At 68.1% G+C, this 14,770-nt stretch carries 13 protein-coding genes; 10 read left to right on the top strand and 3 right to left on the bottom strand.

Going from position 1 to position 14,770, the window contains the following annotated elements; all coding sequences use genetic code 11:
* Position 1 precedes the first annotated feature (1 nt).
* The gene (locus tag NP4_RS31835) at positions 2-919 is read right to left on the bottom strand and encodes a glutamate ABC transporter substrate-binding protein (protein ID WP_068005916.1); all 918 of its coding nucleotides are present in this window, start codon (positions 917-919) and stop codon (positions 2-4) included.
* Between the two features lie 50 nt (positions 920-969).
* Complete coding sequence (locus tag NP4_RS31840) at positions 970-2,241, bottom strand: GlnX family signal transduction membrane protein (RefSeq protein ID WP_245998665.1); 1,272 nt, start codon at positions 2,239-2,241, stop codon at positions 970-972.
* 250 nt (positions 2,242-2,491) lie between these two features.
* Between NP4_RS31840 and NP4_RS31845 the strand changes: the two genes are divergently transcribed.
* The 7 genes from NP4_RS31845 to NP4_RS31875 all read left to right on the top strand — a co-directional run bounded on the left by NP4_RS31845 (position 2,492) and on the right by NP4_RS31875 (position 9,924).
* Complete coding sequence (locus tag NP4_RS31845) at positions 2,492-3,178, top strand: phosphoribosyltransferase (protein ID WP_068005846.1); 687 nt, start codon at positions 2,492-2,494, stop codon at positions 3,176-3,178.
* Between the two features lie 24 nt (positions 3,179-3,202).
* Positions 3,203-4,423 (top strand): cytochrome P450, encoded by a 1,221-nt coding sequence (locus NP4_RS31850; protein ID WP_082876394.1) that lies wholly within the window; start codon positions 3,203-3,205, stop codon positions 4,421-4,423.
* Positions 4,387-5,007 (top strand): TetR/AcrR family transcriptional regulator, encoded by a 621-nt coding sequence (locus NP4_RS31855; RefSeq protein ID WP_068005850.1) that lies wholly within the window; start codon positions 4,387-4,389, stop codon positions 5,005-5,007. The genes NP4_RS31850 and NP4_RS31855 overlap by 37 nt, the downstream gene beginning before the upstream one ends.
* A gap of 11 nt (positions 5,008-5,018) precedes the next feature.
* Positions 5,019-6,818, top strand: a complete 1,800-nt coding sequence (locus NP4_RS31860) for an acyl-CoA dehydrogenase (RefSeq protein WP_068005851.1) — start codon at positions 5,019-5,021, stop codon at positions 6,816-6,818.
* 105 nt (positions 6,819-6,923) lie between these two features.
* Positions 6,924-8,276 (top strand): WS/DGAT/MGAT family O-acyltransferase, encoded by a 1,353-nt coding sequence (locus NP4_RS31865; RefSeq protein WP_068005853.1) that lies wholly within the window; start codon positions 6,924-6,926, stop codon positions 8,274-8,276.
* Between the two features lie 33 nt (positions 8,277-8,309).
* A complete protein-coding gene (locus tag NP4_RS31870) occupies positions 8,310-9,035 on the top strand; it encodes an RluA family pseudouridine synthase (protein WP_068005855.1) in 726 nt (241 codons plus the stop codon).
* A gap of 109 nt (positions 9,036-9,144) precedes the next feature.
* Entirely contained in the window at positions 9,145-9,924 is a 780-nt protein-coding gene (locus NP4_RS31875) for a metallophosphoesterase (protein ID WP_068005856.1), read from the top strand.
* Here NP4_RS31875 and NP4_RS31880 read toward each other — a convergent pair whose 3' ends face one another.
* A complete protein-coding gene (locus NP4_RS31880; RefSeq protein ID WP_068005857.1) occupies positions 9,925-10,980 on the bottom strand; it encodes an AraC family transcriptional regulator in 1,056 nt (351 codons plus the stop codon). It lies immediately after the preceding gene.
* Positions 10,981-11,075: 95 nt separating this feature from the next.
* Between NP4_RS31880 and NP4_RS31885 the strand changes: the two genes are divergently transcribed.
* The 3 genes from NP4_RS31885 to NP4_RS31895 all read left to right on the top strand — a co-directional run bounded on the left by NP4_RS31885 (position 11,076) and on the right by NP4_RS31895 (position 14,768).
* Positions 11,076-13,160, top strand: coding sequence for an ABC transporter ATP-binding protein (locus NP4_RS31885; protein WP_211335975.1), 2,085 nt, complete (start codon positions 11,076-11,078; stop codon positions 13,158-13,160).
* Positions 13,157-13,894 carry a CbiQ family ECF transporter T component gene (locus NP4_RS31890; RefSeq protein ID WP_068005859.1) on the top strand — a complete coding sequence of 246 codons (738 nt, stop codon included), beginning with the start codon at positions 13,157-13,159 and terminating at the stop codon, positions 13,892-13,894. Before NP4_RS31885 ends, NP4_RS31890 begins: the two co-directional genes overlap by 4 nt.
* Positions 13,895-14,117: 223 nt before the next feature.
* Positions 14,118-14,768: a DUF8020 domain-containing protein gene (locus NP4_RS31895; RefSeq protein ID WP_068005860.1), complete on the top strand. Its 651-nt coding sequence runs from the start codon at positions 14,118-14,120 to the stop codon at positions 14,766-14,768.
* Positions 14,769-14,770: the final 2 nt, after the last annotated feature.

Consider the following 14,770-nt stretch of genomic DNA (forward strand, 5'->3'; position numbering starts at 1 on the left):
CTCACCCGCTGTAGCTCGGAACGGGCGGACCCGGGCTGGGGCCCAACTGGGTCAGATGTTGATCGTAGAGACGCTGCCAGGTGCCGTCGGCGCGAATGCGTTCCAGCACGCCATTGACGAAACGCACCAGCTCGGGTTGATCCTTGGGCACGCCGACCGCATAGGATTCCCGGCCCAGCGGCTCGCCGACCACGCGCAGATTGCGATCCTGGGCGGCCAATCCGACCAGAATCGGCTGGTCGGTGCTGACCGCGTCGACCTGTCCCTGCTGCAACTGCACCAGGCAGTCGGTCCAATTCTCCACGCCGTGCACCTCCGGCGGATCGGGCATATCGAACAGCGGGCGAGCCGAGGTCGCGCCGAAGGTCACACATACCCGTTTACGGCTCAGATCGGCCTTACCGTTCACCTTCGAGTCCAGTGGGGTCAGAATGCGCTGTGCCGCCTGGTAGTACACGGCCGAGAAGTCGATGTCGCGACGCCGATCGCAGGTGGTGGAGAACGTGCGCACGACCAGATCGACCTGATGCTTCTGCAACGCGGGCACCCGATCGGCCGTGGAGACCGACCGCAGTTCGATCCGATCCGGATCGCCGAACAGATCGCGGGCGATCTCGCGGGCCAGATCGATATCGAAACCCTCGAGCTGACCGGTGGCGGGATTGCGGAAACCGAACAGATAGGTGTTCTGATCCACGCCCACGGTCACCCGGCCCTTGGCTACGATCCGGGCCATGGCCGAATCCGGCGGCATCGCACCGGGTTTGGGTTGCGGACCCGGCCGCAGGCTGGCCTGAGCGTCGCAGCCGCCGTCGGCCGCCGGCGCCGAGGTGATGCGCGCGGCCTTGGGCGGCGCGGGTGCGACCGCCGATACCGCGGGCGGCTGCGGTACCCCCGGATCCGCGCCGCAGCCCGCCATCAACCACGCGATCGCGACCAACGCCAGCGCGCGCGACCCATGCCCGCCACTCACAGAAACTCCTTCAGTCGCGGCCACAACCCGGCGACGACGCCGGCGGCCGCGAACACCATCAGCACCAGTGTGCCCGCCGCGGAGCCGAACCAGGCATCCCCGGCCGCACCGAGCTGAGTGCGCAGCTCGGCGCGGGTGGCGGCCAGATCGTCGCGCAGCGAGGTGTCCAATTCGGTGAATCGCCGCGTCGAGGCCTCCGGACCGGGACCGATGGCCTGGTCCACGGCCTCGCGATACCGCGCCGCGTTGTAGTGATCGAGTTGGATTCGATGGCCCTCCAACCATCGCAGGAGCTGTTGATGCGCGGGCGAATCGCCGCGGCCGACCTGGGTCAGGACAGCGCCCAGCCGCTCGGATTTCGCGCCGAAATCGCGCTCGGTGTCGGTGGTGTCGCCGCGGGTGATCAACTCCAGCATCTCGTCGGTGCGCGCCTGCTGCGCGAGTATTCGGGCCTGCGCCAGGTTTTCGCCGCGCACGGCCGGGCCGCCGCGGCCGGTATCGATCGCGCCCCTGGCGACGACCGTGCCCACGATGATCCACAGCAGCGCCAGCACCGCGGCGCACGCACCCACCGCCAGTCCGAGATTCACCCGGCGATTGGTGCGTCGCAGCAGAATTCGCGAGGCCGCGATCGCGCCGCCGATCACGATCAGCAGCAATATCACCGCGAACCAGGGCGGTCCGGTGAGGGCCCGCTGATCGTCGCGCACCGCCGCCATCCGCTGCGCGGTCAGTCGGGATGCGTTGGGCAGCAACGAATTCTGCATGACATCCGAGGCCTCGCGCAGATAGGCGGATCCGACCGGAAAACCTTGCCGATTGTTCGCCCGCGCCGTTTCCACCAGTCCGGTGTAGACCGGCAGATCGGCGATGATGTGCGCGACGATCGCTCGACTGTCGGCATCGTCGGCGCCCGCGGTCGTCGTCGCCAGCGCGGCGGCGGCCTCGGACAGGGCCTGCTGGTAACGCCCACGTACCTGCGGGGATTCGACACCCCCGAACAGGAACGCGGTGGCCGCGGCGGCATCGGCGCTCGACAGCGCGACATACAGTCGCTGCGCGGCGTCGGCCAGCGGTTCGGAATGTTGCAGCGCGGCATCGCGGCGAGCCGTCCGGCCATGCGATTCCGTTGCCCCGACCAGACCCGAAATCAGGCACAGCACGACGGCTGCCGCGACAATCGCGACGATCGCGCCGGGCGTGGTCGCCGCGAAACGGCGCAACCAGTCGACCCAGCCGCGAACCGCTGCGGGTACGCGAAATCTCACGCTCCCTCCCCCTCCTCCTGTGCTGCGCGGAGCCCTGTCCCGCGATCGTACGGGAGCTCGAAGGGGTTCGCCCACGATGCCGTCGCGATGCGGTGACCAGGGCATCCACGCACCGAACCGATACCGAATGGGAAGGAGTTCGCGATCAATTCGCCCCATGACCGGGCGGATTGCGCGTAGAGTTGCCAGCTGTCTTCCCGAGTCCAGAACCGCGGCTCACCCTTTCCACTCTCGACTGCCTGGTGTGAGAATGCCTTTCCTCGACCGCCGCGAAGCCGGCCGCCGACTCGTCGAACGTCTGCGCGCGTTCAGTGGGCCGGGCACGGTGGTGCTGGGGTTGCCGTGCGGTGGCATACCGGTGGCGTACGAGGTGGCATCCGCTCTGCGCACCCCGATGGATGTGGCTGTCGTGCACAAACTCGAGGTGCCGGGACGTCCGCGACTGATATTCGGGGCGGTCGCCGAATGCGGGGTACGGGTGGTCGACGACGAGTTGCTCGTGCGGGCCTTCATCGGACCGCAGGAGCGCGTGCGGCTGGAGCGCGATGCGCGAGAAGCGGTGCTGCGCAAGGCCGCTCGCTTCCGGCGCATTCAGGAACGACTGTCGCTGGCCGATCGCACGGTGCTGCTCGTCGACGACGGCGTCGCCAGCGGCGCGACCGCGCGCGCCGCCTGTCTGCTGGCACGCAAGCGCGGCGCGGCCCGGGTGGTGTTCGCGGCGCCGGTGGGTTCGTGCCGACCGGTGCGGGCGCTGGCCGCACATGCCGACAATGTGATCTGCCTGGAGACTCCGGCGCTGTTCCACGCGATCGCGCAGTGGTATCACAGCTTCGATCCGGTGACCGAGGCGACGGCCTGTCAGCTGCTGGAACGGGCCGCCGAGCGGTTACGGACCCCGCCGACCGAACCCATATTGAAACAAGTTCTAGACAACTGACACGCGCCGTCTTATCGTCGAGACATGCTCGACGAGATGTCTCGCGCCGCGCGCTTCGAACTACGCTCAGGCGAGAGCTGGCGCGATCCCTGGCCCATGTATTCCGCTCTGCGCGACCATGATCCGGTGCATCACGTGTCGCCGCCGGGTCGCGACGGCGAGGACTATTACGTCCTGTCCCGGTACACCGACGTGTACGAGGCGGTGCGTGATCCCGAAACATTCTCCTCCGCGCAGGGTTTGACCGTCGACTACAACAATCTGAGCGAGATCGGCCTTGGCGAGAACCGGCCCTTCGTATTCACCGATCCCCCCGATCACACCGAGTTCCGCCGCCGGGTCGCCAAGGGCTTCACGCCGCGCCAAGTAGCCGAGATCCGACCCGCCGTAACGGATTTCATCGTCCATCGGATCGAGCAACTGCGCGCGGCGGGCGGCGGCGACATCTCGATGGCACTGTTCAAACCGCTGCCGACCATGGTCGTGGCGCATTATCTCGGTGTGCCCGAACCGGATCGGCCCAAATTCGACGAGTGGAGCGAGGCCATCGTGGCGGCCTCGGCAACCGGCGGCGTCCAGCACGCGCAGGATGCGGTCGGCGAGCTCATGGGCTACTTCACGACCATGATCGAGCGCCGCCGCGTCGAGCCGACCGACGACACCATCTCCCATCTGGTCACCTCGGGCCTGGGCGCGGACGGCGATACCGGTGGCATCCTGCGCATCCTGGGCTTCGCCTTCACGATGATCACCGGCGGTAACGACACCACAACCGGAAACCTCGGCGGCGCGGTGCAATTGCTCACTCGCTACCCCGAACAGCGCCGCCGCCTGCTCGACGATCCGGAGCTGATCCCCGGCGCGGTCGACGAATTCCTGCGCCTCACCTCGCCGGTGCAGGGCTTGGCCCGCACCACCACCCGTGACGTGAACATCGCGGGCGTCACCATCCCCGCGGGCCGCCGGGTCCTGCTGCTGTACGCCTCGGCCAACCACGACGAGCGCCGATTCGGTTCGGACGCGGGCGAACTCGATGTGACCCGCAATCCGCGCAATATCCTCACCTTCGGCAACGGCAACCATCACTGCCTCGGCGCGGCCGCGGCCCGCATGCAGGCCACCATCGCACTGCGCGAACTCCTGTCCCGCTGCCCGGATTTCAGTGTCGATCTCGACGGGGTCCGCTACGCCGAGGGCTCCTATGTGCGATGGCCGGTCAGCGTCCCGTTCCGGGCGGCGTCGTGAACTGGCTCGATGATTCGCGCTCGTTGCGGGCGGCCGAACGCATTCTGGACGCGGCCGCCGAACTGTTCGCCGAGCGCGGGGTGGCCGCCACCCAGATGGCCGATATCGCCCGGGCCGCGGGCTGTTCCCGGGCCACGCTCTACCGGTATTTCGACAGTCGCCAGGCCGTGCAGTCGGCCTTCGTACATCGCGAGGCTCATCGGGTCGCCGCCGCGGTCACCGACGAGATCCGCGGTATCGAGGATCCGGGCGCGCGGGCCGTCGCGGGTATCCGGGCCAGTCTGCGGCTGGTGCGCTCCGATCCCCTGCTGATCGCCTGGTTCCGCCCCGATGACGCGGGCATCGCGCTCGGCATCGCGCAGACCTCCCAGGTCATCGAGGCCATCTCCGGATCGCTGTTCGGTTCGCGAGCCGGATTCGACGATCAGGCCCAGCTCGCTCGCTGGCTGACCCGGGTCATCGTCTCGCTGCTGACCGTGCCCGGCCACGACGACGCGGACGAGCGGGCCATGCTCGAACGCTGCGTGGCCCCGCTTTTCGATCCGAACCACGCCGCACGGTTGCGCGACGGACCGCCGCGCTGAAGGCTGGGGCCATGGCATCGCTCATCATGTCCGCCCGCGATCTCGAGTTCCTGCTCCACGAGTGGCTGGACGTGAGCCGGTTCACCGACCGCGATCGCTACCGCGAGCACTCCCGCGAAACCTTCGACCAGGTACTCGAGCTCAGCCGGGAGCTGGCCGAGCGGTATTTCGCGCCGCACAATCGCGACAACGATCTGCGCGAACCCACCTTCGACGGGGAGAAGGTGCATCTGCTGCCCGAGGTGAAGCAGGCGCTGGACGCCTTCGCGGCGGCCGGACTGGTCGGGGCCGGAATGGACGAGCGGGTCGGCGGAATGCAGTTGCCGCACACCGTGTTCACCGCGTGTATGGCGTGGTTCTACGCCGCGAACGTGGCCACCACCAGCTATTCGATGCTGACCATGGGCAATGCCAATCTGCTCGCCGCGCACGCCTCGCCCGACCAGATCGACCGCTTCGTGCGGCCGATGGTGGAGGGTCGCTGGTTCGGCACGATGGCGCTGTCGGAGCCACAGGCCGGATCGAGTCTGGCCGATATCACCACCAGGGCGGTGGCCCAGGACGACGGCGGCTACCGGATCTTCGGACGCAAGATGTGGATCTCCGGCGGCGATCACGAACTCGCGGACAATATCGTGCATCTGGTGCTGGCCCGCATTCCGGGCGCGCCGACGGGCACGCGCGGCATCTCGCTGTTCATCGTTCCCAAATATCTTGTCGCCGAGGATGGTTCGCTCGGCGAGCGCAATGATGTGGTGCTGGCCGGCATCAATCACAAGATGGGCTGGCGCGGAACCGTCAACACCGCACCGGTTTTCGGCGACGGCGCGTTCACCCCCGGCGGTGCGCCCGGTGCGGTCGGCTATCTGGTCGGCGAGGCCAACCGCGGGCTGACCTACATGTTCCACATGATGAACGAGGCGCGCCTGGGCGTCGGCCTGGCCGCCACCGCGCTCGGCTACACCGGCTATCTGAAATCCCTCGACTACGCGCGCAATCGGCCGCAGGGCCGGGCGGTCACCGCCAAGGGACAGGAGACGCCCCAGATTCCGATCGCCCGGCATCCGGACGTGCGGCGAATGCTGTTGGCGCAGAAGTCCTATGCCGAGGGCGCCCTGGCTCTGCAGCTGTACTGCGCCACCCTGATCGACGAACAGCGCAGCGCCACCGACGAGGCCGAATACACCCGCGCGAGCACCCTGCTGCGCCTGCTGACCCCGATCGCCAAGAGCTGGCCGAGCCAGTGGTGTCTGGCCGCCAACGATTTGGCCATCCAGGTGCACGGCGGCGCGGGCTACACCCGCGACTACGACGTCGAACAGCACTACCGCGACAACCGGCTGAACCCGATTCACGAAGGCACCCACGGCATTCAGAGCCTGGATCTGCTCGGCCGGGCGGTGATCGCCGAGAGCGGCGCCGCGCTGGCGGTGCTGCTCGAGACCATCGGCGCCACGGTCGCGGCCGCCCGCGCCACCGCCGATGCCGAACTCGGCGATTTCGCCGACGCGCTCGCCCGGGCCACCGGCCGCATCGCCACCACCACCGCCACCCTCTGGAAGGACGCCGATCCCGATCTGGCACTGGCCAATTCGGCGGCCTACCTGGAGGCGTTCGGCCATGTGGTGCTGGCCTGGATCTGGCTGTCGCAGACCGTCGCCGCACACGGACGAACCGGTTCGTTCCACGACGGTAAGCGGGCCGCCGCGCGCTATTTCTTCCGTTGGGAATTGCCGCGCACCACAGCCCAATTCGATCTTCTGGACTCCCTCGACCGCACCACCCTGGACCTGGACGACGACTGTCTGTAGGGAAATCGCCTGGATGGTAAGGTAATCAGAAGTTCACCCACACGGGGGCAATGGAGCCGTTCCGTACGCGCAATCGGCCAGCACAGTCCACCCGTAGGCGGAACCATGGACCTTCTGAACCCTATCGACGCGATCTTCCTCACCGCCGAATCGCGAGAGCATCCCATGCATGTCGGTGGTCTGCAGCTGTTCGAACCGCCCGCCGACGCGGGTCCGGACTTCGCCCGCTCGCTGTATGCCGAGCTGATGCAAGCCACCGATGTGCGCCCGCGTTTCCGCAGGCAGCAGCGGCGGATCCTGGGCAATTTCTCCAGTGTCGTCTGGTCGCACGCCGACCGCGTCGACCTCGGCTATCACCTGCGTCGCTGCGCGCTGCCCGCGCCCGGCGGCGATTCCGAACTGCTCGATCTGGTCGGTCGGCTGCACTCGAGCCTGCTCGATCGGCATCGTCCGCTGTGGGAGGGGCGGCTCATCGAGGGGCTGTCGCGGGAGCGGTTCGCGGTCTACATCAAGGTCCATCACGCGCTGATGGACGGGGTATCGGCGCTGCGGCTACTGCAGCGCACCCTCACCGAGGATCCGCTCGATTCCCGGCTGCGGGCGCCCTGGACACTCGGCGGGCGTCGGCCCGAACCGAGCGAGAGCGTCGATGTGTGGGATCAATTGCGCCGGGCCGCACCGCGTTTGGCGACCGGGGTGGGGGCCGCCTCGGCGGCGCTGCGCGCGGTGACCGAGGGCCGGTTGGAACTGCCGCTGTCGGCGCCGCCGAGCATGTTCAACGTGCCGATCGGCGGGGCGCGCAGCGTGGCGGTGGGTTCCTATCCGCTGGAACGCATTCACGCGGTGCGCAAGGCGACCGGCGTGACGGTCAACGATGTCGTACTCGCGCTGTCGGCCGCGGCGCTGCGGGCCTATCTACTGGAACACAATGCCCTGCCGGACAAGCCGCTCACCGCGATGGTGCCGGTGAACATCCGCGGTACCGCCGAACCCGATTCCGACGGCAACAAGGTCGCGGCGCTGCTGTGCAATCTCGGCACGCATCTGCCCGATCCGATCGAACGCCTGCAGACCATCAGCGCGTCGATGCGGCGGTCCAAGGAGGTGTTCGCCCAGCTGCCGCCGCTCGAGGCGATGGCGCTGTCGGCCCTGCTGCTCGCGCCGCTGCCGCTGGTGTTCGTCCCCGGCTTCCAGTCCCTGCCGCGGGTTCCGTTCAACCTGGTCATCTCCAATGTGCCGGGCCCGCGCAAACCGGTGTACGTCAAAGGCGCGCGGCTGGACCGCAACTATCCGCTGTCCATCCCGTTCGACGGCCAGGCCATGAATATCACCGTCACCAGCACGGCCGAGAATCTGGACTTCGGCATCGTCGGCTGCCGCCGCTCGGTTCCGCGGCTGGCCAGCCTCATCGATCACATCGAGACCGCGCTCAAGGATCTCGAACGCGCGGTCTTGTGAGGTAGCCCCCGACCGCCCATTTAGGGTGGTCGGGTGGATACGAAGTGGCCGGAACTGCGGGAACGGCGCCGGGTCGAGGAGGACGAGGCCATTCTCGCGCTCAATAAACCCGCCGGAATCTCGGTGACCGGGGAGCGGCACGACACCGATCTCGTGGAATTGGCGGCCGCCTGCGGCGAAACGCTGTATCCGGTGCATCGCATCGATAAGGTCACCTCCGGGCTGGTGCTGCTGGCCAAGGATCTCGGCGCGCACGGGCAGCTCACGCGGCAGTTCAACAAGCGCACCGCCGACAAGACGTATCTGGCCATCACCGCCTCGACCGGCCTACCCGACAGCGGAGTCGTCGAATTGCCGCTGAGCGTGGGCCGCAAGAACCGGGTCCGCATCGCGGCCCCGCGCGAGACCATCACCCGTGACGGCGACACCTGGACCGTCGACGAGCGAGATCTGCTGGCGGGCAAGAACTATCCCTCGCGCACCGAATTCCGCACCGCGCTGCGCACCGATACCCACACCCTGCTGGTGGTCCGCCCGCTCACCGGGCGGCGGCATCAGATTCGCGTTCATCTGGCCTGGATCGGACATCCCATCGCGGGCGATCCGCTGTTCGACAAGTCCGCCAGCCATCCCCGCACCTATCTGCATTCCTGGCGATTGCGGCTCGAGGCCCCGTGGCGCGCGTCCGGCGAACTCGCCCTGACCGCCGAACCGGATGCCGATTTCTGGCTCATCGGCGACGCCTCGGTCCCGAGATAGCGGTCACATCTTATCGTTTCGCCTCCCGCCTGCGGCCCATATACCCTGGTAGGGTGCCTGCGGGCATGTCGGGCGCAACGACGCGGTCCCCTCGAGAAAGCGAACGCCGATGATCTTGCTGGCACAGTTCAGCGATACCCACTTCGACCTGGGTGCGCGCAATTTCGAGCGGGTCGAGCGGGTCATGGGTTATCTGGCCGATCTGCCGCGCAAGCCCGACGCCATACTCGTCACCGGCGATATCGCCGACTCCGGCAAGATCGAGGAGTACGAGCAGGCCCGCGCGGCACTGCGAGCCGATGTACCGCTGTGGGTGCTGCCCGGCAATCACGACGACCGCGGTCATCTGCGCGAAGTGCTGCTGGGCGAATCGGCCTCGGGCGCACCGCTGAATCGGGTACTGCGGCTGGACGGACTGACCGTGGCGCTGCTGGATTCGACCATCCCGGGTGAGGGCGGCGGCGAACTCACCGAGGATACCTACGACTTCCTGACCGATCTGCTGAGCGAGACTCCTTCCGACACTTCGGTTCTGGTGGCCATGCATCACCCGCCGGTCCCGATGTACAGCACGGTCGTCGATCCGATCCGGCTGGCCAATCCGGCGCGGCTCGAAAGGATCGTCGCCGGCGACGAGCGCATCATCGGCGTGTTGACCGGGCATATGCATGCCATGGGCGCCACACTGTTCGGCGGTCGGCAGCTGATCGTCGCGCCCAGTGTCGCCTCGCAGATCGGCGGGGAGTGGGAGGTCGAGCGGCCCGGACAGGTTCCGATCGACTACGCGCCGGATCCGGCGCTGATCCTGCACAGCATCGACGGGCGGCGGCTCACCTCGATCCTGCGCGCGGTGCCGATGGGCGGCTGGCTCGGCGAGCAGCCCAACTGATCAGACCCGCTCTCTCCGGTAGGCCGAGGGCGTGGTGCCCGTCCAGCGCTTGAACGCGTAGATGAATGTCGACGCCTCCGCATATCCCAGCCGGATCGCCACATCACTCACCGAAAGCGGTGTGGCGCTGAGCATTTCCTCCGCCAGCGCCCGGCGCACCTCGTCCAGCAGCGCCCGATAGCTGGTCCCGGCCGAATCCAGATGTCGTCGCAGCGTACGCGTGCTCATATTGAGATCCTTTGCTACGGAGTCGATTCCGGGTGGCGCGGCATAGCCGTCGGCACCGCCGCGCGGCACCAGTCGCTCGCGCACCTCGGCGGCGATACCGGTGCGGGCGCGCCGCCGGTGCACCAGATCCCGGCACTGCGCCAGGCACATCGCCCAGGTGTGCTCATTGGCCTGGGGCAGCGGCTGGGTCAATGCCGCCGGGTCGAGGGCGAACAGATTCCGCGGTCGCCCGAACCGCGGCCGCAGCCCGATGATCTCGGCCATCAGATCGGCGTATTCCGGTTCTGGATAGTCGAATTCGGCGCTGGCCAGCCGGGGCCTGCGGCCGAGTAGATCGCTCATCACCTGGTGCATGGCCAGCACATCGCGTTCCACCAGAAATCGCCGCACGTCGGCGGGCACCTGCTCGTCGCGGATATAGGCCGTGAATTCGCCCGGTTCCGTGCGGATCTCCGGAATACAGAAGGTGAAGCTCAGTTCCAGATAGCGCATGGCGAATGAAATCGCCTCGCCCAGTGTGGGACTGGATACGCAGGCGAAACCGAAGATACCGAAGGTGGTGATGCGATAGCGCTGCCCGACCTCCACGCCGAGCGCGGGTCGCTCCTCGGCGAGTGCACGCACCAGATTGCGGATCACCGCCAATTCGGTGTGCGCGTCGATCTGCGCATCCGGATCGGCGAGCGCCCGCTCACCGAGCCCGGTGCCGCGCAACATGCGGCCGGTCGGAACCCCGTGTTCGCGCGCGTAACCGATCATCAGCGCCGCACTGGCCACGCCACGCGGAAAGTCCCAGTTCCGTATCCCAGGCTGCTGCACCGTCGCCATGGCCCGATTATGGCCGGAAATGTCGATTGTGCGTCAATTCCGCGCCGTAGCGATGATGCGATTCGCCGTATCCCGTGGACTGGCAGACTTGATCCGTGACCGCTCCACCCGACGTCGGCGATGTTCCCTCGACCCTGCACGGCCCGTTGCGGCCGATCGAACTCGCTACCGGAGCGGTGCTGGGTGGGGTGACCATCGGACTGGTGACCGTCGGATCGGTCGTTCCGGCGGCCGCCGCGCTGAATCTCATCGCGGCCGTGCCGTTCGGTCTGCTGGCTCAGCGCTATCGACTGCGGGCCACGGCCGCGGCGACCACGGCCGCCATGCTGGTGACCTTCGTCGCCGCCGGGCTGCTGCCCGCCGGGGCCCTGCTGGCCGCGGCCACGATCGGCGGCATCATCGGCACGGTCAAGCGGCGCGGGGGCGGTCTGCCCCTGGTCCTCGGGCTGTCGACCGGTGCGGGCCTGGTGTGGGCCGCCATTCCGGTCGGCCTGCTGCTGCTGTTCGGGACGACGCGCAGGCTGCTGTTCGACAATGTGCGCAATGGCGCGATCGGCTTCGCGAAGATTCTCGAGCGGCAGCCACAACTGGAATCGTTCGGCCGGGGCGTGGTCGACGTGACCGAAGTACTGTTGCGCTGGTGGTGGCTCTACATCGGCGCGGGCACCTTCATCGGAATCATCGTCACCGCACTGTTCTCCTGGTTCGTCCTCGGCTCGGTCCTGGACCGGCTGACCTGGCTGCCCGGCCGCGATCGGCTCGACGCGCCGCGCGACGACCGGCCGGTCGAACCGCTGCCGGTCACCCTGCGGCAGGTCCGCTTTCGCTATCCGGGCGCGCGCACCGACGCGCTCAGCGAGATCGACCTGACCGTGCGGGTCGGCGAATTCGTCGCGATCGTCGGCCACAATGGATCCGGCAAGTCCACGCTCACCCGGGTGCTGGCCGGGCGTCCGCCGACCGCGGGCGCGGTCGAGCGGCCCGGTTCGGCCGGATTGGGTCTGCTCGGCGGGACCGCGATGGTGTTGCAGCGCCCCGAGAGTCAGACCCTGGGCGTGCTGGTCGCCGACGATGTGGTCTGGGGTCTGCCCGCCGAATTGGCCGGACAGGTCGATGTGGCGGCGCTGCTGCGCGAGGTCGGCCTCGAGGGTTTGGACGGCGCCGAGACCGCGACCCTGTCCGGCGGACAGCAGCAGCGGCTGGCCGTCGCCGCGGCCCTGGCCCGGCGGCCCGCCCTGCTCATCGCCGACGAGGCCACCTCGATGATCGATCCGGACGGCCGCCGCGAACTGGTCGCCCTGCTGGCCGATCTGCCGAAACGACATCCGATGGCGGTCGTACTGGTCACCCATCACGAGGCCGATGCCGCGGCGGCCGATCGCGTGGTCCATCTGGCCGACGGTCGACAGGTGGACCGGCTGCCCAGTTGGCCACGGCCGGTCCGCGATCCGCGCCGGCGGCCGATGGGTGAGGCCCTGCTGGAACTGCGCGATGTCCGCCACACCTACAACCGCGGCACCCCCTGGGCCGCGCCCGCACTGCACGGCGTGGATCTGACCGTGCGCCGCGGCGAGGCGCTGCTCATCGTCGGCGGCAACGGCTCCGGCAAGTCCACCCTGGCCTGGATCATGGCCGGTCTGGTCGTACCCACCTCGGGCCGCTGCGAACTGCGCGATTTCGCCTCCGCACGGCCGGTGCACAAACGCATCGGCCGCGTCGCGCTGGCCTTCCAGCATTCCCGTCTGCAGCTGCAGCGCGAAACCGTCGCCGCCGAAATCGAGGATTGGGGCGGAAACGGCACCGGTACGGGCGCGGTCGGGCGCGCGCTGGACGCGGTCGGCCTGGATCGCGCGATGGCCTCGCATTCGGTCGAGGAGCTGTCCGGCGGCCAGGCCAAGCGGGTGGTGCTGGCCGCCATCGTCGCCAGCCGCCCGCAGGTGGTGGTGCTGGACGAACCGCTGGCCGGACTCGATCCGCAGGGCCGCGCCGAGGTGGTGGAACTGCTTGCGCGCCTGCGCGATTCGGGCCTGACCCTGATCGTCATCTCACACGATGTGGAGGATATGGCGGGCGTGTGCGACCGGACCGTCCAGCTGCGCTCCGGACGCATCGACGATCCGCTGGTCAGCGCGCCCCACGCCGATGATCGGATTCGCTACGCGACGGGAGATTCGCGATGAGTATGGTGCTGCTGCGCCAGGTCCCGGTCGACAGTCCGGTGCACCGGCTGTGGGCCGGAACCAAGATGATCGCCGCCTTCGCCATCAGCGTGGTGCTGATGTTCCTGCCCGCCTGGCCGGTGCTGGGCGTGATGACCGCCTTCCTGATCGCGATCTTCGCCGCCGCCCGGCTACCGCTGGGCACGCTGCCGCGGTTGCCGTGGTGGTTCTGGGGGTTGATCGCATTGGGCGCGCTGGTCACCGCGCCCGGCGGCGGCGCGGCGCTGCTGCGGTTCGCGCAGACCACGGTGTTCACCCTGATCCTGCTGACCGTCTCGTTCATGATCGCCTGGACCACCCCGATGGGTGAGATCGCCCCGGCGCTGGCCAGATTGGGCGCGCCGCTGCGCAGGCTGCGGGTGCCGGTGGACGAATGCGCCGTGGTGGTGGCGCTGACGCTGCGCGGACTGCCGCTGCTGCTCGAGGAGATGCGCGTATTGCGCGCCGCGCGGCGGCTGCGGCCCAAGACCGATCTGCTACAGCGCGCCACCGACAACCAACTGGTCGACATCCTGACCGCGTTCATGGCGGTATCCACTCGTCGCGCCGGGGAATTGGGTGAGGCGATCACCGCGCGCGGCGGCACCGGCCAGCTCACCGCCCGTCCGAGTGCGCCCGGGCGCCGGGACGCACTGGCCCTCGCGCTGGTGTTCACCGTCTGCGCGGTATCGGTCGCAATCACTTTGATCTGGTAGAGCAAACTTACCGGTCCGGCGAAACACGCTGCGATAACCCGAATTTCATGGGCTATCCGCCCCCAGTAAAGGTAGGGTTACATTCGAGAGTTGGCCGTATCTCGGCCACGCGGTCCTCGGGGTGGTGAGAAGTACAAGAGGGGGGTGAGTCAGTTCGCCCTGCGCGCAATCTCTCCGGCGGTTCGACCGCTCGTTGGAACCTGATGAAGATTGGAATATCGCGATGAATCTGCACAAGCTCACTGCCGCCGTGGCACCGGCGGTCGTGGCCGTGACCCTCGGGGCGGGTACGGTCCATGCAGACGCGGGCGCACCCGAGGTGCGCTATGAAGCCAAGTTGGTGGGCAATGTCGTCGAGACCACACTGGACGGTGGATACTTCCAAGTGGCCGGCGATCAGCAGACCGTAGCGATCAAGGACACCACCGGTAACACACTGGTGACCCTACCGCTGTCGTTCCGACAGGACGGGCTGGAATACCCTCTCGCACAACAGATCAGCGATTCCGGACGCACCCTGGATCTGACCGTGGTCAAGGACGCGGCCGCGGCCCGCCCGGCCCCGGCGCTCACCCCGGTGGCGTCGAATGCCGAGAATCAGCGCGCCATGGACGCATTCGCCACGCAGTTCGGCATCGCGACCGCCATCGGCGGTTTCATCGGCACGGCGATCGGGGCGGTGGCCGGGGCGATCATCGGGTTGAGCGTACTTCCGATCGAACCCGCGACGATCATCACCGGGGCCGCGATCGGCGGCATCATCGGCACGCTCGTGGTGGGCGGCCCGACCCTGATCATCGCCGGGATCGATCTGATCAACACCCTCACCGCGGCGCCGGGTACCACCAAGTGGATGGACAACACCGGACGCTGAGC

Source organism: Nocardia pseudobrasiliensis NBRC 108224, assembly GCF_001613105.1.
GTDB lineage: Bacteria > Actinomycetota > Actinomycetes > Mycobacteriales > Mycobacteriaceae > Nocardia > Nocardia pseudobrasiliensis.